We start from the raw sequence: 22,056 nt of genomic DNA, 5'->3' as shown, positions 1-22,056 counted from the left end.
AGACCCTCATGACACCCAAGACCCTCTTCGACAAATTGTGGGACGCGCATCTGGTGTCGCCGGAAAGCGAAGTCACGCCCGCGATTCTGTATATCGACTTGCACCTGATCCACGAAGTCACCTCGCCCCAGGCCTTCGCCGAACTCGACGCGCGCGGCCTGCGCCTGCGCAGGCCGGACCTGACCAAAGCGACGCTGGACCATTCGACGCCCACCCTGCCCGCCGATGCCGCAGGCCGCCTGCCCTACGCCAGCGCCGAAGCGGAAACGCAGGTGGAAACCTTGCGGCGCAATTGCGCGAAGCACGAAGTCGAATTGTTCGACTTCGGCAGCGCCCAACGCGGCATCGTCCACGTGATCGGCCCGGAACTCGGGCTGACCCAGCCCGGCATGACCATCGTCTGCGGCGACAGCCACACCGCCACCCACGGCGCGTTCGGCGCGCTGGCGTTCGGCATCGGCACCAGCGAAGTGGGCCACGTGCTGGCCACGCAATGCCTGCTGCAGCGCAAGCCGAAGACGCTGGCGATCACCGTCGAAGGCGAATTCGGACCGGGCGTCGGCGCCAAAGATCTGATCCTGCACGTGATCGGCGCGATCGGCGTCAACGGCGGCACGGGCCACGTGATCGAATACCGCGGCCCGGCGATCCGCGCCTTGTCGATGGACGAGCGCATGACGGTCTGCAACATGTCGATCGAGGCCGGCGCGCGCGCCGGACTGATCGCGCCGGACCAGACCACGTTCGATTACCTGGCGACGACGCCGCGCGCGCCGCAAGGCGCCGATTTCGCCAAGGCCGTCGCGCGCTGGAAAGAACTGCATAGCGACGAAGGCGCGCGCTTCGACCGCGAAGTGCGGATCGATGCGAGCCGGATCCGGCCGACCCTGACCTGGGGCACGCATCCGGGCCAAGTGGCGCCGGTGGACGCGCGCCTGCCGGCGGCGCGCGACGCCGACGAGAGCAAAGCGCTGGCTTACATGGGTTTCGAAGGCGGCTCGGCGCTGGCCGGCAAGCCGATCGACGTGGTGTTCGTCGGCAGCTGCACCAATTCGCGCTTGTCCGATTTGCGCCAAGTCGCCGAAGTGCTGCGCGAACGCAAGGTGCATCCGCGGGTGCGGATGCTGGTCGTGCCGGGTTCGGAACAAGTGAAGCGCGCGGCCGAGGCCGAGGGCATCGACCGTATCGTCAAGGACGCCGGCGCCGAATGGCGCGAGCCGGGGTGTTCGATGTGCATCGCGATGAACGGCGATCTGGTCGGCCCCGGCCAGCTCGCGGTGTCGACCAGCAACCGCAATTTCGAAGGCCGCCAGGGCAAGGGCGCGCGCACGCTGCTGGCGTCGCCGCTCACCGCCGCCGCGTGCGCGGTGATGGGCGTGGTGACCGATCCTCGCGATCTCTTGCCGACGCCGCCCGTGCGCAGCGCCACCTTCGCGGAGGTGGCCTGATGTCCGCCCTCGCCGGATTGGTATCGCGCACCGTGGTGCTGCGCGAACGCAACATCGATACCGACCAGATCATCCCGGCTCGTTTCCTGACTACGACCGAGCGCAAAGGCCTCGGACGCTTCGCATTCAACGATTGGCGCACTCTGGCGGACGGATCGCCGAATCCCGAGTTCGCCTTCAACCGGCCCGAAAACGCCGGCGCCGCGATCCTGGTCGCCGGCCGCAACTTCGGCTGCGGCTCTTCGCGCGAGCACGCGCCTTGGGCCTTGACCGACCTGGGCCTGCGCGCGGTGATCAGCAGCGAGATCGCCGACATCTTCCGCAGCAACGCACTGAAGAACGGCTTGCTGCCGATCGTGCTGGACCAGGCGGTGGTGGACGAATTGCTGGACCGACCCGGCATCGAGCTGAGCGTCGACGTGGCCGCGCGCAGTGTCGCCTTGCCGGACGGGCGCTGCTTCGAATTCCCGCTCGACGCTTTCGCGCAAACCTGCCTGCTGCAGGGCGTGGACCAGCTCGGCTATCTGCTCAATCAGCAATACGTGATCACCCGTTTCGAAAACAGCCGCCTGACGGCGCATCCGCGACAGGAGTTCCAACATGCACGCTGAAATCGTAGTCCTGCCCGGCGACGGCATCGGCCCGGAGGTCACCGCCGCCGCGGCGGCGGTGTTGCGCACCGTCGGCCAGCGCTATCGTCATCGTTTCGACCTGCACGAGCACGCGATCGGCGGCGCGGCGATCGACGCCCATGGCGATCCGCTGCCGGAGAAGACGCTCGCCGCCTGCCGCAACGCCGATGCGGTGCTGCTGGGCGCGGTCGGCGGCCCGCAATGGTCGGATCCGCAGGCGAAAGTACGCCCCGAACAAGGCTTGCTGGCCTTGCGCAAGGCGTTGGGTCTGTACGCCAACCTGCGCCCGGTGCGGCCGCATCCGGCCACGCTCGGCGCGGCGCCGATCAAGCCTCATCTGCTGGCGGGCGTGGATCTGCTGGTGGTGCGCGAACTGACCGGCGGCATCTATTTCGGCGACAAGACCCGCGACGCCGATGGGGCCAGCGACGTTTGCCGCTACAGCGTCGCCGAGGTCGAACGCGTCGTAAGGCGCGCCTGCGTGCTCGCGCGCCAGCGCCGCGGGCATGTGACTTCCGTCGACAAGGCCAATGTGCTGGAAACTTCGCGGCTGTGGCGAGAAGTCGCCACGCGCGTCGCCCGCGACGAATTCTCGGATGTGACGATCGAACACCAGCTGGTCGACTCGATGGCCATGCATTTGCTGTCGAAGCCGCGTGCCTTCGACGTCGTCGTGACCGAGAACATGTTCGGCGACATCCTCACCGACGAAGCTTCGATGCTGGCCGGTTCGATGGGCCTGCTGCCCTCGGCCTCGCTCGGCGACGGCCGGGTCGGCCTGTACGAACCGATCCACGGCTCCGCGCCGGACATCGCCGGCCGCGGCATCGCCAATCCCTGCGGCGCGATCCTGAGCGCGGCGATGCTGTTGCGCCATTCGTTGGGACTGGAGCTGGAAGCCGGCTGCGTGGAGCGCGCAGTGTCGGCGGCGTTGGAAGACGGCATCTTGACCCGCGACCTGGCGCCGGAGCGCGGCGTGGGCACGGTGCGGTTCGCCGCCGAAGTGATCGAGCGGATCGGCGCGGATTGCCACGTGGCCGAGCTGCGCGATTGACGCCGGGCGAGAATCTATCCCGCACCGAGGAACCGCTCTTCGTAGGAGCGGCTTCAGCCGCGAGCTTTTTCTCCGAAATCGCCGCGATGCCGCGATTTGAAGGAAAGAGCTCGCGGCTGGCCGCTCCTACGAAAATCAGGCTAGCGCAGAGCCGCGTTGATCTTCGCCAACGCTGCGGCTCCGGGGTTGAGTTCGGCCGCATTCAAGGTGTTCAACGGCACAGGCACCGTGCCCAGATGCCCATGCAGATCCCGCGCTTCGCGGTCGACGAATAGCAAACCCGTCACGACTTCGCCTTGCGCCTGGCGCTGCTGGATCAAATTCATCGCCGCCAGTTTGTCGCGCGGGTCGTAGGTTTCGTCTAGTTTGCGCAGACGCAGCACGGTGCCGTCGTGCTGCTCGACCTCGATGCTGTCGCCGGCGGCGTAGTCGACCGCGATTTCGGCCCGCGGCAGCATCACGTCCAGTTGATTGACGGCATCGTTGTGCTCGCGCACGTAGTCGTAGCTCTTGGTGCTGCCCGGATGGTTGTTGAAGGCCACGCAGGGGCTGATCACGTCCAGGAACGCCGCGCCGCGGTGGGTCAAGGCGCCCTTGATCAGCGGCACCAGTTGCTGCTTGTCGCCGGAAAAACTGCGTGCGACGTAGCTCGCGCCGAGCTGCAGCGCCATGCTGACCATGTCCAAGGGGCTGTCGGTGTTGGCGACGCCCTTCTTCGACACCGAACCCTGGTCCGCGGTCGCGGAGAATTGTCCTTTCGTGAGCCCGTACACGCCGTTGTTCTCGACGATGTAGACCATGTTCACGCCGCGCCGGATCGCGTGCACGAACTGGCCGATGCCGATCGAGGCCGAATCGCCGTCGCCCGACACGCCCAGGTAGATCAAATCGCGGTTGGCCAGATTGGCGCCGGTCAGCACCGAAGGCATGCGCCCGTGCACCGTGTTGAAGCCGTGCGATTGGCCGAGGAAATAGTCCGGCGTCTTGCTGCTGCAGCCGATGCCCGACAGTTTGGCGACGCGATGCGGTTCGATGTCCAGTTCCCAACAGGCCTGGATGATCGCCGCCGAGATCGAATCGTGGCCGCAGCCGGCGCACAGCGTGCTGATCTTGCCTTCGTAGTCGCGCCGGGTGAAGCCGATCGCGTTGCAGGCCAGGGTCGGATGGTGGAGTTTGGGCTTGGCGAGATAGGTCATGGCACGAGCTCCTCCGGATGCTTCCGCAACCACAGATACAGCGTAACCAGGCGCGAGGCCACCATCGCGACGCCGCACCAGAACAAAGCCCAGTTGCTGTCGTCTCCCGGACGCAGATAGCTGTCCGCATAACCGGCGACGGCTCCCCCCACGACCAGCAAGGCTCCGAAGCCGGCGATCGCGACCGACAGCAGCAAACTCAGCCAGAACGGCCGCTGCAGGAAGGCGGTGGCCCAAGACGCCACGATCAGCGTCCAGATTAAGGTCCAGTCGGCACCCTCGCGATCCGGCGGCGGCGTTCCGCTCACCACGACCGCTTCCTGCGGCGTCGGCACGAAACTCCCCGCCAGCCAAAAGCCGAGCAGGAGTACGGCGGTGAAACCCAGCAGCAGGAACAGCATGCCGCGCACCGTCAGGCTACCTTTTCCCGATGCTCCGCCGGCCGCAACCGTGCGCAGATCGCGTCGCCGATGAAGCGTGCGGTGATAGGCGTGCCGTCGTAGTGCAACACCGCGATCAAACGGGCCGGATCGATGCCGAATTCGTTGACCAGCAGCGACCGCAGTTGGCCATCGCGGTTCTGCTCGACCACGAACACCGATTCGTGCGCGTCGATGAAGTCCTTCACCGAATCCGGGAACGGGAACGCGCGGACGCGCAGCGTATCCAGGGCGATGCCTTCGGCGCGCAACCTTTCGATGGCCTCCTGCATCGCCGGGCTGGTCGAACCGAAGTAGATCGCCCCATGCCGCGCCGGCAGATCGGCTTGCGCCGCGATCGGCTGCGGCACCAGCGATTTGGCCGTATCGAATTTCTGCAGCAGGCGCTGCATGTTGTAGACGTAGTCCGGGCCGCGCTCGGAATACTGCGCTTGCGGATTGCGCGAGGTGCCGCGGGTGAAGTACGCGCCCTTGTCCGAGTGCGTGCCCGGATAGGTGCGGTAGGGAATGCCGTCGCCGTCCACGTCCTTATAGCGGGCGAATTCGCGGCCCGATTCCAAGTCTTCGGCGGTCATCACCTTGCCGCGGTCGTAGGCGCGCGCGTCGTCCCAGGCGAACGGCGCGCATAGGCGCTGGTTCATGCCGATGTCCAGGTCGGTCAGCACGAAGATCGGCGTTTGCAGCCGGTCGGCCAGGTCCAGCGCGGCCGCGGCGAATTCGAAGCATTCGTGCGGATCTTCCGGGAACAGCAGCACGTGCTTGGTGTCGCCGTGCGAAGCGTAGGCGCAAGCGAGCACGTCCGATTGCTGTGTGCGGGTCGGCATGCCGGTCGACGGCCCGCCGCGCTGCACGTCGATGATGGTGACCGGAATTTCGGCGAAATAGGCCAGGCCGATGAATTCGTTCATCAGCGAAATGCCGGGGCCGGCGGTGGTGGTGAACGCGCGCGCGCCGTTCCAGCCGGCGCCGACCACCATGCCGATCGAGGCGATCTCGTCCTCGGCTTGGATCACCGCGTAACGCGCCCTGCCTTCGCTATCGACGCGGTATTTCTGGCAATACTTCTGGAACGCCTCGGCCAGCGACGACGAAGGCGTGATCGGATACCAGGCGCAAACCGTGGCGCCGCCGTAGACGCAGCCGAGCGCGGCGGCGGCGTTGCCTTCGGCGAAGATGCGGTCGCCGACGGCGTCGGCCTTGCGCACTTGCAAACTGATCGGGTGCTGCAGATGCGTTTTGACCCAATCCCGGCCCAGGTGCAGGGCCTCGATATTGGGTTTGAGCAGCTTTTCCTTCCCCTTGTACTGCTCGCCGATCAGGGTTTCGATCGTCGGCACGTCCATGTCCAGCAAGGCGCTGAGCGCGCCGACGTACATGATGTTCTTGAACAGCTGGCGCTGGCGCGGATCGCTGTAGGTCGCGTTGCAGATTTCGGTCAACGGCACGCCGATGATGGTGACGTCGTCGCGGAACTTGGATTTCGGCAGCGGCTTGCTGTTGTCGTAGAACAGATAGCCGCCGGCTTCGATCTCGGCGATGTCGGCGTCCCAGGTCTGCGGATTCATCGCCACCATCAGGTCGACGCCGCCGCGCCGGCCCAGCCAGCCGCGCTCGCTGACCCGCACTTCGTACCAGGTCGGCAAGCCTTGGATGTTGGACGGGAAGATGTTGCGCGGGCTGACCGGCACGCCCATGCGCAGGATGGCCTTGGCGAACAGTTCGTTGGCGGAAGCGGAACCGGAGCCGTTGACGTTGGCGAATTTGACGACGAAGTCGTTGATGGATTGGAGCGGGACGAGGGCCGAAGTCATGCCTGAATCCTCCAAACCGTCATCCCGGCGAAAGCCGGGACCCAGGCACAAAGCGGCTGAGCGTTCACGGGCCTGGATCCCGGCTTTTGCCGGGATGACGAGCAAGAACGCATCACGCCGCCTCCTTTCGCTTCGCCCCTCGGCATCCCGAGCCGGCATAAGTCTCCAGCAACAGGAATTTCTGCATGTCCCAGGCCCCGGTCGGGCAGCGCTCCGCGCACAAGCCGCAGTGCAGGCACACGTCTTCGTCCTTCACCATTACCCGCATCGTCTTCAGCGGCTCGGACACGTACAGGTCCTGTGTCGTATTGAGCGCCGGCGCGGTCAGGCGCGTCCGCAGCACGGCCTCGTCGGCGTTCGGAGTGAACGTGATGCAATCGGTCGGACAGATGTCGACGCAGGCGTCGCATTCGATGCACTTGTCGCGGGTGAACACGGTCTGCACGTCGCAGTTCAGGCAGCGCTGGGTTTCCTTCCATGCCGTCGCGGGGTCGAAGCCGAGTTCGACCTCCACTTGCATGCTGTCCAGCTTCTTCGCCGCCTCCGACCAGGGCACGACATAGCGTTCGTCCGGCGAGACCGCGTTGTCGTAGCTCCATTCGTGGATGCCCATCTTCTGCGAATCGAGCTGGACCAGCGGATCGGGCCGTTCGCGCGTATCTTCGCCATGCAGCAGTTTGTCGATGGAAATCCCGGCCGCGTGGCCGTGCGCGACCGCCCAGATGATGTTCTTCGGCCCGAACGCGGCATCGCCGCCGAACAGCACGTTCGGCAAGGTCGACTGATGCGTGACCTTGTCGACGATGGGCATGCCCCACTCGTCGAATTCGATGCCCAGGTCGCGTTCGATCCAGGGAAAGGCGTTTTCCTGGCCCACCGCGATCAGCACTTCGTCGCAGGGATGGAATTCGTCGGGTTCGCCGGTCGGAACCAATTTGCGCCGGCCTTTGTCGTCGTATTCGGCGCGGACGAGTTCGAAAGTCATGCCAGTCAGGCGGCCGCTGGCGTGGACGAAGCTCTTGGGTACGCGGTAGTCGAGGATCGGGATGCCCTCATGCATCGCGTCCTCTTTTTCCCACGGGCTCGCTTTCATTTCGTCGAAGCCCGAGCGCACCAGCACCTTGACGTCGGTGCCGCCCAAACGCCGCGCCGAACGGCAGCAGTCCATCGCGGTATTGCCGCCGCCGAGCACCAGCACGCGCTTGCCGACCGCAGTGACGTGGCCGAAATAGACGTTCGCCAACCAATCCAAACCGACGTGGATTTGCGCGGCGGCTTCTTGCCGGCCCGGCAGATCGAGATCGCGACCGCGCGGCGCGCCGCTGCCGACGAAGATCGCATCGAAGCCTTGCGCCAGCAGATCGCGCATCGATTCGATGCGATGGCCGCCGACGAAATCCACGCCCAGATCGAGGATGTAGCCGGTTTCCTCGTCGATCACCGATTCGGGCAGACGGAAGCGCGGTACCTGGGTGCGCATGAAGCCGCCCGCTTTCGGATCGGCTTCGAACACGGTGACCGAGTAGCCCAACGGCGCCAGATCGCGCGCGACGGTGAGCGAGGACGGCCCGGCGCCCACGCACGCGATGCGTTTGCCGTTGCGCTGCATCGCCGGCTTCGGCATCCGCGCTTGCACTTCGCCTTTGTTGTCGGCGGCGACGCGCTTGAGCCGGCAGATCGCGACGGGTTCGGGTTTCTCGCCGTTGTTTTCTTCGACGCGGCCGCGTCGGCAGGCCGGTTCGCAAGGACGGTCGCAAGTGCGACCGAGGATTCCGGGGAAGACGTTGGATTGCCAGTTGACCATGTACGCGTCGGCGTAGCGGCCGGCGGCGATCAGGCGGATGTATTCGGGCACCGGCGTATGCGCCGGGCAGGCCCATTGGCAATCGACGACCTTGTGGAAGGTGTCGGGGTTGCGAATATCGGTCGGCTTCACCGCGATCCTCGCTGCTGGCTCGCCGGACGCGCCGGCCTCGCTTGCTGGGGCGAGTCTAGACCTGAAAGGCGCCGCGCGGCAAAGGCGCGGTCATCCCCTCTCCCGCTTGCGGGGCGATGCGGCGTTGCTTGCGCAGCACTGCCGCGCGCGCCGCTGAGCGCACGCGCGAAAGCGCGGGCCGGGGCGCGAAGCGGAGCTAGGGTGAGGGCGCGCGGGGTAACTGATCGCGTCAAACAACGCGATTCCGACGTCTCGGGGAATCCAACCTATCGACGCGACTTAACGCGGTGCGCGCCCTCACCAACCCTCTCCCGCAGGCGGGAGAGGGCTTCAAGCGGCGCGGGCTTCTTCGGGCTTCACCTTGAACCAGGCGGCGTACAGCGCCGGCAGGAACAGCAGCGTCAGGGCGGTCGCGACGATCAGGCCGCCCATGATCGCCACCGCCATCGGTCCGTAGAACACCGAACGCGACAGCGGAATCATGGCCAGTACCGCCGCCAGCGCGGTCAGCACGATCGGGCGGAAACGGCGCACGGTGGCGTCGATGATCGCGTGCCAGCGGTCGTGGCCGGCGGCGATGTCCTGTTCGATCTGGTCGACCAGGATCACCGAGTTGCGCATGATCATGCCGGCCAGCGCGATGGTGCCCAGCATCGCCACGAAACCGAACGGCACGCGGAACAGCAGCAGGAACAGCGTCACGCCGATCAGGCCCAGCGGCGCGGTCAGGAACACCAGGAACACCCGCGAGAAGCTGCGCAGCTGCAGCATCAGCAAGGTGAACACCACCACCAGGAACAGCGGCATGCCGGCGTTGACCGAGTTCTGGCCGCGTGCGGAATCCTCGACCGTGCCGCCGGTTTTCAGCAGATAGCCTTCCGGCAGTTCGGCGCGGATCTTGTCCAGCGTGGGTTCGATCTGTGCCACTACCGTCGGCGGCGTCAGCGCGTCCTTGATGTCGGCGCGCACCGTCACCGTCGGCAGGCGGTCGCGGTGCCAGACGATGCCTTCCTCGAAGGCGTATTCCAGCTTCGCGACCTGCGACAGCGGCACCGACTGGCCGCTGGCCGTGGGGATCGCCAGGCTCGACAGCAGATCCAGCCGCGCGCGCTCGTCGTCCGGGCCGCGCAACAGCATTTCGATCAGCTCGTTGCCTTCGCGGTAGGTGCTGACCCGCAAACCGGACAGCGAGCCGGACAGGAAATGGGCGACGTCCGAAGAAGTCACGCCGAGCACGCGCGCGCGGTCCTGGTCGATGCGCAAGCGCACGACTTTGCTCGGCTCGTCCCAATCCAAATTGACGTTGGCGACGTGCGGATTGGCGCGCACCCGCTCGGCCACCCGGCGCGCGAGCGCGCGGACCTGGTCGATGTGCTCGCCGGACACGCGGAACTGCACCGGATAGCCGACTGGCGGGCCGTTTTCCAGGCGCGTCACCCGCACCTGCAGTTCGGGGAAGCGCGGAATCACTTCGTCGACGATCCAGCGGCGCACTTTTTCGCGCGCCTCCAGATCGTCGGCACGCACCACGAACTGGGCGAAATTGGCGGCCGGCAACTGCTGGTCCAACGGCAAGTAGTAGCGCGGCGAACCGGTGCCGACGTAGGCGACGTAATTGTCGATGCCTTCGTGGCCTTGCAGCAGCTTCTCCAGCTTCTTGGCCTGCGCTTCGGTGGCGCGCAGCGAGGCGCCCTCCGCCAGCTCCATGTCCACCATCAGCTCGGGGCGGGTGGAATCGGGGAAGAATTGCTGCGGGATGAAGCGGAACATCATGATCGCGGCGAAGAACGCCGCTACGGTGACGGCGATGACCCACCATTTGCGCGACAGGCACCATTCCACCAAACCGCGGAAACGCTGGTAGAAGCGCGACTGGTACGGATCGTGCGCGTCCTGGGCCGCCGGCGCCGCCTCATGCGCCGGCGCGGTTCGGGAGCCGAAGCGCGAACGGAAGAACGCGAACGCCCGCTGCCGCAGGGTCGGCTTCAGATGCGCGTCGTGCAGGTCCGGCAGCATCTTGTCGCCCAGGTACGGGATGAACAGCACCGCCGCGACCCAGGACACGATCAGCGCGATGGTCACCACCTGGAACAGCGAACGCGTGTATTCGCCGGTGCTCGAAGCCGCGGTCGCGATCGGCAGGAAGCCGGCCGCGGTCACCAAGGTGCCGGTCAGCATCGGAAACGCCGTGGATTCATAGGCGAAGCTGGCCGCTTTCAGGCGGCTGAACCCCTGCTCCATCTTGATCGCCATCATCTCCACCGCGATGATCGCGTCGTCCACCAACAGGCCCAGCGCCAGCACCAGCGCGCCGAGCGAAATCTTGTGCAGGCCGATGCCGAAGTAGTGCATCGCCGCGAAAGTCATCGCCAGCACCAGCGGGATCGACACCGCCACCACCAAGCCGGTGCGGAAGCCGAGCGAGAAGAAGCTGACCAGCAGCACGATCGCCACCGCCTCGGCCAGCACGCGCACGAATTCGCCTACCGATTCCTGCACCGCGTGCGGCTGGTCGGCGACCTTGCGCAGCTGCATGCCGGCCGGCAAGGTTTCCTGCAAGCGGCGGAACTCCGTTTCCAGGGATTTGCCCAGGCGCAGGATGTCGCCGCCGTCCTTCATCGCCACCGCGAGGCCGATGGCGTCCTCGCCCATGAAGCGCATACGCGGCGCGGCGGGATCGGCGAAGCCGCGCTGGATCGTGGCCACGTCTTCCAGGCGGATGGTGCGGTCGCCGGCGCGGATCGGGAATTTGCGGATCGCTTCGATCGAATCGAAGGCGCCGTCCACGCGCAACTGCACGCGCGTGCTGGGCGTTTCGAAAAAGCCGCCGGGCGCGATCGCGTTCTGCTGCTCCAGCGCCTGCTGCACCGCCGACAAGGGCACGCCCAGCGTCGCCAGCTTGGTGTTGCTGACTTCGATCCAGACCTTCTGGTCCTGCAGGCCGACCAATTCCACTTTGCCGACGTCCGGCACGCGCTGCAGTTCCAATTGCAGGCGGTCGGCGTAGTCCTTCAGCACCGCGTAGTCGAAGCCCTGGCCGGTGAGCGCGTAGATGTTGCCGAAGGTGTCGCCGAATTCGTCGTTGAAGAACGGGCCGACCACGCCGTCGGGCAAGGTCGGGCGGATGTCGCCGATCTTCTTGCGCACCTGGTACCAGAGCGGTTCGATCTGCGAGGACTTCATCGAATCGCGGGCCATGAAGATCACTTGCGATTCGCCGGGCCGCGAATACGAGCGGATGAACTCGTAGCTGCCGGTCTCCATCAATTTCTTTTCGATCCGCTCGGTGACCTGGGTGGACACCTCTTCCGCGGTCGCGCCGGGCCACAGCGTGCGCACCACCATCGCCTTGAAGGTGAAAGGCGGATCTTCGGACTGGCCGAGATGGCGGTAGGACCAGGCGCCGACCAGGCCCAGCAGCAGCATCGCGTACAGCACCAGGCTGCGGTTGTTCAGCGCCCACTCGGAAAGGTTGAATCTGCGCATTGGTTCGCTCTGGCTTTTAGCCCCCTCTCCCGCTTCGCGGGAGAGGGTTGGGGTGAGGGTGAGTGTCGACTGCGCTCGTTATCTAAAGCTTGGTTTCGTCGCGACCGTGCCCCTCTCCCCATCCCTCTCCCGCAGGGGAGAGGGGGAGTCGGTGCCGAGCGGGAGTCGCTTTGTTCGGATTACTTGGCGCTTGCGGTGAGTCGCTTCTGTTGGTTCGGGTAGAGGGGTCTGTTTTCCCGATCCACCGGCGCCACCCACTGGTTCTCGCGCAGCAGATGTCCGCCGGCGGCGACCACCAGCGCATCGGGCCGCAGGCCGTCGAGTACCGGCACGCTGTCTTCGCCGAAAGCGCCGGTGCGCACCGTCACCGCATGCACGCGCTGGGTTTGGGGATCGACCACCCACACCGCGCTGCGTCCGTTCGCGTCGCGCTGCAACGCCGACAGCGGCAAGGTCAGGGTGGCGCGTCCGACGCCTGCGGCGTAGACGCGTGCGCTCTGGCCCAGTTCCACCGCATTCGCGGCATCGCCTTGCAAGGCGATGCGCGCGGCGTAGGTGCGCGCTTGCGGGTCGGCGGCCGGGGCGATTTCCCGGATCTTGCCCGGCAGGCGTTCGCCGGGCGCGTTCCACAATTCGACCAGCACCGGCTGACCGACGCTGAAATCGCGGATGCTCGCTTCCGGCAAAGCGATGGCGACCTCGCGGCCGGCGTCGCCGGCCAGGGTGAACACGGTCTGGCCGGCGGCGACCACCTGCCCCGCTTCGGCCTGGCGGCTGGCGATGACGCCGTCGCGCGGCGCGCGCAGTTGCGAGTACTCGGCCTGGTTGCGGGCCACATCCATATTGGCGCGCGCGGCGCGGGCCTGGCCTTCGGCGGCGCGGAAGGCGGCGTTCTGCGCATCCAGCGCCGAACGGCTGACCAGTTGCTGCTTCTCCAATTGCGCGTAGCGGACTTGGTCGGCGCGGGCGCGGCCGAGTTCGGCCTCCGCGGCGGCCAACTGCGCCTGCGCGGCTTGGGCCTGCAGGCGCAGATCGCCCGGATCCAGCACCGCCAGCAGATCGCCGCGCTTGACCCGCGCACCGACATCGACGTCGCGGCGGATCAGATTGCCGCCGACCCGGAACGACAGCGCGCTCTCCTCGCGGGCGCGGATTTCGCCGGCATAGGCGGTGGCGGCGGGTCCGGAGTCCCCCGCGCGGGTGACCAGCACCGGACGCGGCGTTTCGCTGGGCGTGGCCGCATTGCTGCAGGCGGCGAGGAGGACGAGCATGCCCGGCAACGCGCCCGCCAGCATGGCTTGCCTGAAGATCGGCGACATGGTTCCACTCCGGCCTATTAATGGACTTGCCGGTATAGTATAAATATAAAACCGATTAGTCTAGTATTGCCGCATGAGCAAGCCAGCCACCGCCAGCCCACTCGCTTCCAAGGCCCCCAAAGCGGCCAGTCCAGGCCGTCCTAAGGACCTGAACAAGCGCGCCGCGATCTTGGATACGGCCAAGCGCTTGTTCACCCTGCAGGGGTACGACGGCGTCAGCATGGACCAGATCGCCGGCGAGGCCGGCGTGTCCAAGCTCACCGTCTACAGCCATTTCGGCGACAAGGACGCGCTGTTCATGGAGGCCATCCGCGCCAAGTGCGAAGAGCAGATGCCGGCGGACTTGTTCCCCTCGGACCTGAAAGGCCCGTTGCGCAGCCAGCTGACCCGGATCGCGCAGGCGTTCTTCGCGCTGATCACCAGCGACGAAGCGCTGTCGATGCACCGGATGATGATGACCCAGGCCAGCGACATCCGCGTGCGCCAGATGTTCTGGCAGGCCGGTCCGCAGAAGGTGCAGGACGCGTTCAAGGCCTTTTTGGAAGCGCGCGCGGCGGCGCACGAACTCGACGTGCCCGACATCGACCGTGCCGTGCCGCAATTCTTCTGTTTGTTGAAAGGCGAGCTGCACATGCGCATGGCCAGCGGCCTGTGCGGCGCGCCGAGCAAGCGCGAGGTGGACGCGCATATCGACGCGACGGTGGAGTTGTTCCTGCGCGCCTACGGGCCGCGCTGAACGGTGTCCGCCGCGGCGATGCGGACGTCCGCGGTCGTCTGACAGCTGTCATGGAGACGAGGAGACGTTTGCCCGATGCCCGCTTGCGGGCGCTGCAGGAAGCTATAGACGGTCCCGCGGTACGAGAGTCTTGGTTACTTCCGGCACTCAGACCCGGATGAAGCGTGATGAATGCTATTCCCCGGCTCCCCGCAGGCGCGGAGGAGCCCCGGACCCGGTAAAATCGCGGGCCGGCCGCTCCCTACTGCCCCTATGACGATCGATTACGCCAAAGTCCGCGAAACCATGGTCGAACAGCAAGTACGTCCCTGGGACGTGCTGGATATCCGCGTGCTCGAGGCGCTCAACGCCGTGCCGCGCGATGCGTTCGTGCCCGAGGCCTATCGCGCGCTGGCCTACGCCGACCTGGAACTGCCGATCGGCCACGGCCAATCGATGATGAAGCCGGTGGTCGAAGGCCGCATGCTGCAGGCGCTGGAGATCGGCGCCGGCGACGAAGTGCTGGAGATCGGCGCGGGCAGCGGCTTCGTCAGCGCCTGCCTCGGCTACCTGGCACGCGACGTGCATAGTCTCGAAATAGCGCCGCAGTTGGCCGAAGCGGCGCGGGCGCGTTTGGCGCAGCACGGTTTCGACAACAACGTGCGCGTCGAAACCGCCGATGCGCTGGCTTGGAACACGCAGCGGCGCTTCGATGCGATCTGCGTGACCGCGGCGGTCGATGCGGTGCCGGCCCGCTTCGTCGAATGGCTGCGCCCAGGCGGACGCTTGTTCGTGGTCCGCGGCCGGGCGCCGGTGATGGAAGCGGTTCGCGTGCGCAACGAAGTCAACGGAGCGCGCATCGAATCGTTGTTCGAAACCGAGCTGCAGTACCTTGCCGGCGCCGAGCCGGCGCCCGAATTCCGTTTGTGATGCGACCGTAGAACCCGCCCGCGCATCGATGCGCGGACAGCCAAATAAAAACCCAAGGACCTCCCCGCATGAGTCGCCGCCCGTTGTTTTTCGCCCTCGCCCTGGCCCTGTTGCCGGCCAGCGCCTTCGCCGAAGACCTGTTGCAGACCTACGAGCTGGCACGCACCGGCGATCCGCAGCTGTCGGCCGCAGAATCCGACCGCCGCGCCGTCAAGGAAGGCGCCGTGCAGGCGCGCGGCGCGATGCTGCCGCAGATCGACGGCAGCGCGTCGTTCAACCGCGATTGGAACCACGTCGACGGCAATACGCCGACCCGGATCGACCCGATCACCGGCCAGATCACCGGCGGCAACCGCACCACCGAGACCAATACCCGCCGCACCGGCGTGAACCTGGACCAGATGGTCTACGACCGCGCCCTGTTCACCGGCCTGAAAAGCCAGAGAGCGCTGAGCAAGGGCGCCGACTTCTCGCTGGACAGCGCGAACGACGACCTGATCATCCGCACCTCGCAGGCCTACTTCAACGTGCTGGTCGCGATCGAAACGCTGGCCGCGGCCGAAGCGCAGGAAACCGCGCTGAAGAAGCAGTTCGACTTCGCCGACAAGCGTTTGGAAGTGGGCTTGGCGCCGATCACCGACGTGCACGAAGCGCGCGCGCAGTACGACAGCGCCCGCGCCAACACCATCGTCCGCCGCAACGAACTGGAAGACGCCTACCAGGCGCTGACCGAAATCACCGGTCAGCCGGTGCGCAACCTGAAGGGCCTGCCGGAAGACTTCAAGCCGGAATTGCCGCCGGAACAGACGGTGGAAAGCTGGGTCGATAGCGCGGTGAAGAACAATCCGGCGCTGATGGCCAAGCAATACCAGGTGCAATCCGCCGCCGCCGACGTGGAAACCGCGCGCGCCGGCCATTGGCCGCGGCTGTACCTGAGCGGCAACTACAGCGACACCAACAGCTGGGGCGACATCAGCCGCGGCGGCACCAGTCTCGGGCCGTTCAACAGCGACCACGGTTATGGCCCGGGCATCGGCCTGACCTTGTCGGTGCCGATCTTCTCCGGCGGCGTCACCCAGTCGCGAGTGCGCGCAGCGCTCGCCCGCCGCGACACGGCGCAGGATCAGCTGGAACAGCAGAAGCGCGCATTGGAGCGCAGCACCCGCAGCGCCTATCAGGCGCTGGTCGCGGGCGTCAGCGAAGTCGAAGCGCGCCGCTTGGCGGTGGTTTCGGCCAAGGCCGCGTACGAAGCTTCGCAAGTCGGTTTGGAAGTCGGCACCCGCACCGTGATCGACGTGCTGATCAACCAACAGAACCTGTTCAACGCGCAGCAGCTGTACGCGCAAGCCAAGTACGGTTTCCTGCAGAACCGCCTGCGCCTGGACCAGGCCGCCGGCCAGCTGGACATCGCCGACGTGCAGGAAGTCAATCGCCTGCTCACCGTCAATGCCGAGGCGCAGTTGAAGCCGCAGCAGTGATCTCGCCCGGGCACGCCCGGGACATTGCAAGAACTAGATCGAAGCCCGGAGAAATCCGGGCTTCCTTTCTTGCGCGGCGATTTTCCATCGTCACGCCGAGTATCCGGACGAGCGCTCGGCGCTTTCCGAAGCTGCGAATTACCACTCCTGGCCCGCCAGCGACTCAACAGCGAAGCGATGCCAATACGAACGGCCGCCATCGAACTACGGACCGAGACCGAGAGTCGGCGTGCTGTCCAGCTACAACGCCCAGTGGATCGAGAAGTACGACGCCACGCACCGCCGTTGAAGTTAGGCACTTTCTTTGGTTACTTCTTTATGCCAGTAAAGAAAGTGACCCGGGCGAAAGCCCGGAAGCTGTTGTCCACGTAACGAGTCGCATCGCCATCGACCAGTTCATCGGATGCCCTGGATCCCGGCTTACGCCGGGATGACGAGCAGTAAGCAAAGTCACTGGATTACGCTCCGCTCCTGCGGCGCGTCCTTCGGGCCATCGGCTTCGCCGATGTTCGCTCCGGCATCCTGCCTCCGCAGTCCCGCCTTCGCGGGAATGACGGCTTAAACAACGGCAGGATCAATGGCAAGAGCAATGAATCCCAGCTTGACTCGCGCTGCGCGCTCGCCCTTTGGGCCGGCTTCGCCGTTAACTCGCTTCGCTCGTTTCGTTGGGATGACTGTCGTTGGGGGATGAAGGTTTATTCGGCGACTGAAACCGCCGCCGGCAACTGCGGCTCGATCAAAGCCATCGTCCGCGCCAACGCGCCGCGCCCTTGCGCGACCAGCGCCAAGCCCGCATCGCCCATCGCCGTGCGCGCCGCTGGATCGGCGAGCAGCGTTTCGATCGCCGACGCCAGCGCTTCAGTTCCGGCGACGATGCGCAACGCGCCGGCCTGCTCCAGCTTCGCAGCGATTTCGGCGAAATTGTGCAGATGCGGCCCGGTGACGATGGCCTTGCCCAGCGCCGCCGGTTCGAGCAGGTTGTGCCCGCCGATCGGCTGCAGGCTGCCGCCGACGAAAGCCACGTCGGCGCAACCGTAGAACTTGGTCAATTCGCCCAGCGTATCGACCACGAACACCGCGTCCTTCGCCTGCGGCCAACGTTGCTGGCTGCGCAAAGCGACCGGCAGCCCTTCGCCGCGCGCCAGATCGGCCACCGGCCGGAACCGCTCCGGGTGCCGCGGCGCCCACAGCAGCAGCAAATCCGGCCAGCGTTTGCGCAAGCAGCGATGCGCGGCGATCACCGCGGCTTCCTCGCCGTCGTGGGTGCTGGCTGCGATCCAGACCGGACGCGGCGCGCCCAGGCTGGCCTGGAACTCGGCCAGGAAGCCCGACACGTCCGCCGGCACTGCGATGTCGTATTTCAGATTGCCGGTGACCACCACCCGCTCGCGTTGCGCACCCAAGGCGACGAAGCGTTCGCCGTCCGCGGCCGATTGCGCCGCCACCCGGGTGACGCTGCGCAACGCGCGTCCGATCAGCGGCGCCAGCACGCGATAGCCGCGCAACGAGCGCTCCGACAAGCGCGCATTGAGCACGTACGACGGGATATCGCGGTCGCGGCAGCCGAACAGCAGGTTCGGCCACAGCTCGGTTTCCAGGATCAGCGCGATCCGCGGCCGGAAATGGTCGAGGAAGCGGCCCACCGCGCCGGGCAGATCGTAGGGCAGGTACACGTGCTCGACCGCGTCCAACCACAGCGAACGCGCACGCGCCGAACCGGTGGGCGTGATCGTGGTCACCACCAGCTTCAAGTCCGGGCGCGCCCGGCGCAGCGCATCGACCAGCGGCGCGGCCGCGTTGACTTCGCCCACCGACACGGCGTGCAGCCAGACCATCGTGCCGTCGGGTTTTTCGGAATACGCCGCGTAGCGCTCGTTCCAGCGCTGGAAGTATTCGCGATGGCGGAAACCGCGCCAGATCAGGTGATACAGCGTGACCGGCGCCAACAAGTACAAGGTCGCCGAGTACAGGGCGCGTAGGATTCGTTCGATAGGGTCGCCCCGCATACGCGCACAGCATAGCGAAGCGGCCGGGCTTGTTGGCCTAAAATCGGCGCATGTCTTCCGAATCCCCCGCCGGTCCGCCGCCGCTCTCGCCGCGCCACTGGCCGATGTGGCTGATCATGGCCGGCATGTGGCTGGGCGCGCGCCTGCCTTGGGCGCTGCAGCGCTGGCTGGGCGGCTTGATCGGCCGCGCGCTGCGGCACCTGGTGCCGGACCGGCGCGAAGCCGCGCGCACCAACCTCGCCCTTTGCCTGCCCGAGCTGAGCGAGGACCAGCGCGAAACCCTGCTGCGCCATAGCTTCGAGGACCTGGGCATCGGCATGTTCGAATTCGCCCGGGCCTGGTGGGGCTCGATCGCGCCGATGCGGCGCGAGGCGAGCATCGAAGGCTTGGACAAGCTGCTCGCGCTGCAGGCCCAGGGCCGCGGCGTGCTGCTGATCTCCGGGCATTTCATGACCTTGGAGACCTGCGGCCGCCTGCTTTGCGACCACGTAGTGCTGGCCGGCATGTACCGCCGCCACCGCAACGCCGTGTTCGAGTGGGCGGTCAAGCGCGGCCGCCTGCGCTACGCCAGCGCGATGTACACCAACGACGAGATCCGGCCGGTGGTGCGGCTGCTCAAGCGCGGCGGGTTCCTGTGGTACGCGCCGGACCAGGACATGCGCGGCAAGGACACCGTGTTCGCGCCGTTCTTCGGCATTCCCGCTTCCACCATCACCGCCACCCACCAACTGGCGCGGCTGACCGGCTGCGCGGTGGTGCCGTTCTTCCATCGGCGCGAAGGCGGACGCTACATCCTGCGCGTCGGCGACCCGCTGCCCGACTTCCCCACCGCGGACGCCGTCGCCGACAGCGCGCGGGTGAATGCGGCGATCGAACGCATGGTGCGCGAAGCGCCGTCGCAGTATTTGTGGATCCACCGGCGCTTCAAACGCCAGCCCGACGGCCAGCCTTCGGTGTATTCGTAGCCCGGGTAAGGCCGAAGGCCGCACTCGGGTTGCGTCGTGTCCCGGGTGCGGCCTTCGGCCTTACCCGGGCTACGTCAATCGTCGCCTTGGAAGGCGCCGCGCCGGTAGGTGAGCACCAGCGTGTCGCGATGGCCCTGCCCGTCCAACGGTTGGATCGGCGTGGATTCGTGGATCACCCGCGCGTCGTCGAGCAGCAGCATCGACCACGGCTCCAGCAAGGTGAAGCGCTGGCCGTCCGGTCCCGCCGCTTCGAACACCCGCGTTTCGCCGCCCTTGATGCCGTGCCGCCCGACCAGGACCACGGCGACGTAATCGACGCCGTCGCGGTGCGCGCCCTCGGGCGTGGGCCGGCCGATGCCGTCGCTGGTGTCGATGCGGAACTGGTGCGCTTCGACGAACCAGCGCTCGACGCCGCTCAGCGCGGTGAATTCGGCGGCCAGGGCGCGCAACAACCTCGGCCAAGCCGGTTGCGCGATCGTCTCCGCGCGGATCGACTCGAACCAGCGGCGCATGCCGCCGTGCAACGCGTTGTATTCCTCCGATTGCCAATGCGCGCGGTGCGGCGCCTGTTCGATGCCGGCGGCGTCGACGACGAAACAGGAATGGCGGCGGCGACGGTAGTTGCCGCCGTCGCGCAGGTAATTGTCCAGCGCCAGGTCGTTCCAACTGGGCGCCAGCGCGTCGAACGCCGCCGAGGATCCGCCGCAGAGTTCGGCGACGCTCGCAGGCGTGAGCACCGCGTAGCCGCGCTCGCGCAAGGCCGGCAAGACGGATTGGACGGGCGTGAACGGAGCGGAGAATACGGCGACCATGGCGGCGACTTGCCTCTCTGAGCCCGGGCCGCTGCGCGGCGAGGCGAGCGGCATTATCCCAGCAAATCTGCGCTCGACGGCGCGCGCAAAAAAGCGAAGGGCCCGTTCGGGCCCTTCGCGATAGCGCATCGGAACGGCAGCTGCCCGCCCTTCGTCAGGCGATGTATTCCGAATAGACCAGCGTGCCTTCCACGCCGTTCTTGACGTCGCTGGCCGGGCATTGCCGATTGCCGACGTAACGCCTTTCCCAAACCTGCGCGCCGCCGACTTCTTGATAACCGCAGAACGTGGTTCCGGCGCCCGCGGAGGCGTTGCCGGCCACGCCGAACGTCATCACCAAGGCGGAAACGACTACGCCCGCGCTCAAGCACACATTCATTTTCATCCGATTCCCTCCGAATCAATGGTGGGGGACGATCCTTGCGAAGGTCCCATCGATGGCGGTGCCGGCGGACGCTTCGACCGATCCGAAGTTCGGTCGCAGTGGCAATCGCATCGCGTCTTGGCCGGACAGAGGCCGCGCTGCATGCGCGGCGAAGAAAACCTAGCACAGGGCATCGGCCGCCGCCGTGACGCAGCGAGAAGATCCGTGACGACGCGCAAAAAGAAAGCCCGCGCGAGGCGGGCTTTCGATGGAGCCAATGTGACGGCTGCGTATGGCAGCCCCGGATGGATTCGAACCACCGAATGCCTGAGTCAGAGTCAGGTGCCTTACCGCTTGGCGACGGGGCTATGTTTCGATTGTAGCGCCGGAATATCGATTCCGGCGCATACCCATTAACGCTTGGAGAACTGAGTGGCGCGGCGGGCTTTGTGCAGGCCGACCTTCTTGCGCTCGACTTCGCGCGCATCGCGGGTCATGAAACCGGCCTTGCGCAGCGACGTCTTCAACGACTCGTCGTATTCGACCAGGGCGCGGGCGATGCCCAGGCGGATGGCGCCGGCCTGGCCGGTGGTGCCGCCGCCGGCGGCCGTCACGACGATGTCGAACTTGTCGGTGGTCTGGGTGAGCTCCAGCGGCTGGCGCACGATCATGCGCGCGGTTTCGCGGCCGAAGAACTCGTCCAGCGGACGGTCGTTGACGGTGATGTTGCCGCTGCCCTTGCGCAGGAACACGCGGGCGGTGGAGGACTTGCGACGGCCGGTGCCGTAGTTCTGAGAGATGGCCATGAGTTAAATATCCAGGACTTGCGGCTGCTGGGCGGCGTGCGGGTGTTCGGAACCCTTGTAGACCTTGAGCTTGCGGTACATGGCGCGGCCGAGCGGATTCTTCGGCAGCATGCCCTTCACGCCGATCTCGATCACGCGTTCGGGATGGCGTTCCAGCGCCTGCGCCAGGGTCTCGGTCTTGAGGTTGCCGATGTAGCCGGTGAAGCGGTGGTACTGCTTGTCGGCCAGCTTGTTGCCGGTGACGTGGATCTTCTCGGCATTGATCACGACGATGTAATCGCCGGTGTCGACGTGCGGGGTGTAGACCGGCTTGTGCTTGCCGCGCAGGCGGCGGGCCAATTCGGAGCAGAGTCGGCCGAGGGTCTTGCCGGAGGCGTCGACGATGTACCAGTCGCGCTGCACGGTCTCGTTTTTAGCGGTGAAAGTCTTCATGACAGGGCTCTGGTAGCGGTACCTAGTCGGGCTGGTTCCGGGCCGGGGCCGCGGAATTTCGCCACGCGTTGGGGTGTCGGAGCGACAAAGAAACGGAATGATAGCCGGCCGGGCCTGGCGTCGCAAGCCGGCTTCACCCTCTCCCCTTGCGGGAGGGATAGGCCCGAAGGGCCAGGGAGAGGGTTCGGCGTTTGGCGCAGCCCCCCAGCAAGATCAAAAGCACGCT

At 66.4% G+C, this 22,056-nt stretch carries 18 protein-coding genes and 1 tRNA gene; 7 read left to right on the top strand and 12 right to left on the bottom strand.

The features are described from left to right. Positions 1-8: 8 nt before the first annotated feature. From leuC to leuB, 3 genes are read left to right on the top strand one after another with little or no spacing between them, the layout of a single operon-like run. Positions 9-1,448: a 3-isopropylmalate dehydratase large subunit gene (gene leuC, locus FCE95_RS16315; RefSeq protein ID WP_137268091.1), complete on the top strand. Its 1,440-nt coding sequence runs from the start codon at positions 9-11 to the stop codon at positions 1,446-1,448. Continuing rightward, positions 1,448-2,059, top strand: coding sequence for a 3-isopropylmalate dehydratase small subunit (gene leuD, locus FCE95_RS16310; RefSeq protein ID WP_137268090.1), 612 nt, complete (start codon positions 1,448-1,450; stop codon positions 2,057-2,059). The genes leuC and leuD overlap by 1 nt, the downstream gene beginning before the upstream one ends. Beyond that, positions 2,049-3,134: a 3-isopropylmalate dehydrogenase gene (gene leuB / locus FCE95_RS16305; RefSeq protein ID WP_137268089.1), complete on the top strand. Its 1,086-nt coding sequence runs from the start codon at positions 2,049-2,051 to the stop codon at positions 3,132-3,134. The genes leuD and leuB overlap by 11 nt, the downstream gene beginning before the upstream one ends. A gap of 140 nt (positions 3,135-3,274) precedes the next feature. Here leuB and FCE95_RS16300 read toward each other — a convergent pair whose 3' ends face one another. The 6 genes from FCE95_RS16300 to FCE95_RS16275 form a co-directional block, all read right to left on the bottom strand. Next, on the bottom strand, positions 3,275-4,330 hold the full coding sequence (locus FCE95_RS16300) for a 2-oxoacid:ferredoxin oxidoreductase subunit beta (RefSeq protein WP_137268088.1): 1,056 nt from the start codon (positions 4,328-4,330) through the stop codon (positions 3,275-3,277). Next, positions 4,327-4,731: a hypothetical protein gene (locus FCE95_RS16295; protein ID WP_137268087.1), complete on the bottom strand. Its 405-nt coding sequence runs from the start codon at positions 4,729-4,731 to the stop codon at positions 4,327-4,329. The genes FCE95_RS16300 and FCE95_RS16295 overlap by 4 nt, the downstream gene beginning before the upstream one ends. Positions 4,732-4,742: 11 nt before the next feature. Next, the gene (locus tag FCE95_RS16290) at positions 4,743-6,581 is read right to left on the bottom strand and encodes a 2-oxoacid:acceptor oxidoreductase subunit alpha (protein ID WP_137268086.1); all 1,839 of its coding nucleotides are present in this window, start codon (positions 6,579-6,581) and stop codon (positions 4,743-4,745) included. Positions 6,582-6,693: 112 nt separating this feature from the next. Further along, the gene (locus FCE95_RS16285) at positions 6,694-8,517 is read right to left on the bottom strand and encodes an FAD-dependent oxidoreductase (RefSeq protein ID WP_137268085.1); all 1,824 of its coding nucleotides are present in this window, start codon (positions 8,515-8,517) and stop codon (positions 6,694-6,696) included. Positions 8,518-8,847: 330 nt separating this feature from the next. Continuing rightward, complete coding sequence (locus FCE95_RS16280) at positions 8,848-12,003, bottom strand: efflux RND transporter permease subunit (protein WP_137268084.1); 3,156 nt, start codon at positions 12,001-12,003, stop codon at positions 8,848-8,850. Positions 12,004-12,182: 179 nt separating this feature from the next. After that, a complete protein-coding gene (locus FCE95_RS16275; RefSeq protein WP_223266939.1) occupies positions 12,183-13,322 on the bottom strand; it encodes an efflux RND transporter periplasmic adaptor subunit in 1,140 nt (379 codons plus the stop codon). Positions 13,323-13,395: 73 nt separating this feature from the next. On the opposite strand from FCE95_RS16275, the gene FCE95_RS16270 reads away from it, so the two are divergent. The 3 genes from FCE95_RS16270 to FCE95_RS16260 all read left to right on the top strand — a co-directional run bounded on the left by FCE95_RS16270 (position 13,396) and on the right by FCE95_RS16260 (position 16,445). Next, a complete protein-coding gene (locus FCE95_RS16270; protein WP_137268083.1) occupies positions 13,396-14,058 on the top strand; it encodes a TetR/AcrR family transcriptional regulator in 663 nt (220 codons plus the stop codon). Positions 14,059-14,310: 252 nt separating this feature from the next. Continuing rightward, positions 14,311-14,967 carry a protein-L-isoaspartate O-methyltransferase family protein gene (locus FCE95_RS16265; RefSeq protein ID WP_137268082.1) on the top strand — a complete coding sequence of 219 codons (657 nt, stop codon included), beginning with the start codon at positions 14,311-14,313 and terminating at the stop codon, positions 14,965-14,967. Positions 14,968-15,035: 68 nt separating this feature from the next. Beyond that, the gene (locus FCE95_RS16260; RefSeq protein WP_137268081.1) at positions 15,036-16,445 is read left to right on the top strand and encodes a TolC family outer membrane protein; all 1,410 of its coding nucleotides are present in this window, start codon (positions 15,036-15,038) and stop codon (positions 16,443-16,445) included. 695 nt (positions 16,446-17,140) lie between these two features. Here FCE95_RS16260 and waaA read toward each other — a convergent pair. Further along, positions 17,141-18,451: a lipid IV(A) 3-deoxy-D-manno-octulosonic acid transferase gene (gene waaA, locus FCE95_RS16255; protein WP_137268080.1), complete on the bottom strand. Its 1,311-nt coding sequence runs from the start codon at positions 18,449-18,451 to the stop codon at positions 17,141-17,143. Positions 18,452-18,501: 50 nt separating this feature from the next. Between waaA and lpxL the strand changes: the two genes are divergently transcribed. Continuing rightward, positions 18,502-19,416: an LpxL/LpxP family Kdo(2)-lipid IV(A) lauroyl/palmitoleoyl acyltransferase gene (lpxL, locus tag FCE95_RS16250; protein ID WP_137268079.1), complete on the top strand. Its 915-nt coding sequence runs from the start codon at positions 18,502-18,504 to the stop codon at positions 19,414-19,416. Positions 19,417-19,490: 74 nt separating this feature from the next. Here the strand turns inward: lpxL and FCE95_RS16245 are convergent, their stop codons facing one another. The 5 genes from FCE95_RS16245 to rplM all read right to left on the bottom strand — a co-directional run bounded on the left by FCE95_RS16245 (position 19,491) and on the right by rplM (position 21,830). Beyond that, on the bottom strand, positions 19,491-20,228 hold the full coding sequence (locus tag FCE95_RS16245; protein WP_223266938.1) for a 2OG-Fe dioxygenase family protein: 738 nt from the start codon (positions 20,226-20,228) through the stop codon (positions 19,491-19,493). Positions 20,229-20,382: 154 nt separating this feature from the next. Then, positions 20,383-20,613 (bottom strand): hypothetical protein, encoded by a 231-nt coding sequence (locus FCE95_RS16240; protein WP_137268077.1) that lies wholly within the window; start codon positions 20,611-20,613, stop codon positions 20,383-20,385. Between the two features lie 272 nt (positions 20,614-20,885). Continuing rightward, positions 20,886-20,960: transfer RNA gene (locus FCE95_RS16235), tRNA-Gln, on the bottom strand. Between the two features lie 45 nt (positions 20,961-21,005). Then, on the bottom strand, positions 21,006-21,398 hold the full coding sequence (gene rpsI / locus FCE95_RS16230; protein ID WP_137268076.1) for a 30S ribosomal protein S9: 393 nt from the start codon (positions 21,396-21,398) through the stop codon (positions 21,006-21,008). Positions 21,399-21,401: 3 nt separating this feature from the next. Then, positions 21,402-21,830 (bottom strand): 50S ribosomal protein L13, encoded by a 429-nt coding sequence (gene rplM, locus FCE95_RS16225; protein WP_137268075.1) that lies wholly within the window; start codon positions 21,828-21,830, stop codon positions 21,402-21,404. Positions 21,831-22,056 lie beyond the last annotated feature (226 nt).

The organism is Luteimonas gilva (assembly GCF_005239095.1).
GTDB classification, from domain to species: Bacteria; Pseudomonadota; Gammaproteobacteria; order Xanthomonadales; family Xanthomonadaceae; genus Luteimonas_C; species Luteimonas_C gilva.
Note: the sequence above shows the minus strand (reverse complement) of the source record. Positions and strands in the feature narration are given on the sequence as shown.

Excerpts from the sequence above, each read along its gene's own strand:
- rplM (WP_137268075.1), bottom strand. The coding sequence starts at position 21,830 with ATGAAGACTTTCACCGCTAAAAACGAGACCGTGCAGCGCGACTGGTAC.
- FCE95_RS16240 (WP_137268077.1), bottom strand. The coding sequence starts at position 20,613 with ATGAAAATGAATGTGTGCTTGAGCGCGGGCGTAGTCGTTTCCGCCTTG.
- FCE95_RS16245 (WP_223266938.1), bottom strand. The coding sequence starts at position 20,228 with ATGGTCGCCGTATTCTCCGCTCCGTTCACGCCCGTCCAATCCGTCTTG.
- leuC (WP_137268091.1), top strand. The coding sequence starts at position 9 with ATGACACCCAAGACCCTCTTCGACAAATTGTGGGACGCGCATCTGGTG.
- waaA (WP_137268080.1), bottom strand. The coding sequence starts at position 18,451 with ATGCGGGGCGACCCTATCGAACGAATCCTACGCGCCCTGTACTCGGCG.
- FCE95_RS16280 (WP_137268084.1), bottom strand. The coding sequence starts at position 12,003 with ATGCGCAGATTCAACCTTTCCGAGTGGGCGCTGAACAACCGCAGCCTG.
- FCE95_RS16295 (WP_137268087.1), bottom strand. The coding sequence starts at position 4,731 with ATGCTGTTCCTGCTGCTGGGTTTCACCGCCGTACTCCTGCTCGGCTTT.
- FCE95_RS16270 (WP_137268083.1), top strand. The coding sequence starts at position 13,396 with ATGAGCAAGCCAGCCACCGCCAGCCCACTCGCTTCCAAGGCCCCCAAA.
- leuB (WP_137268089.1), top strand. The coding sequence starts at position 2,049 with ATGCACGCTGAAATCGTAGTCCTGCCCGGCGACGGCATCGGCCCGGAG.
- FCE95_RS16290 (WP_137268086.1), bottom strand. The coding sequence starts at position 6,581 with ATGACTTCGGCCCTCGTCCCGCTCCAATCCATCAACGACTTCGTCGTC.
- leuD (WP_137268090.1), top strand. The coding sequence starts at position 1,448 with ATGTCCGCCCTCGCCGGATTGGTATCGCGCACCGTGGTGCTGCGCGAA.
- FCE95_RS16300 (WP_137268088.1), bottom strand. The coding sequence starts at position 4,330 with ATGACCTATCTCGCCAAGCCCAAACTCCACCATCCGACCCTGGCCTGC.
- lpxL (WP_137268079.1), top strand. The coding sequence starts at position 18,502 with ATGTCTTCCGAATCCCCCGCCGGTCCGCCGCCGCTCTCGCCGCGCCAC.
- FCE95_RS16260 (WP_137268081.1), top strand. The coding sequence starts at position 15,036 with ATGAGTCGCCGCCCGTTGTTTTTCGCCCTCGCCCTGGCCCTGTTGCCG.
- rpsI (WP_137268076.1), bottom strand. The coding sequence starts at position 21,398 with ATGGCCATCTCTCAGAACTACGGCACCGGCCGTCGCAAGTCCTCCACC.
- FCE95_RS16275 (WP_223266939.1), bottom strand. The coding sequence starts at position 13,322 with ATGTCGCCGATCTTCAGGCAAGCCATGCTGGCGGGCGCGTTGCCGGGC.
- FCE95_RS16265 (WP_137268082.1), top strand. The coding sequence starts at position 14,311 with ATGACGATCGATTACGCCAAAGTCCGCGAAACCATGGTCGAACAGCAA.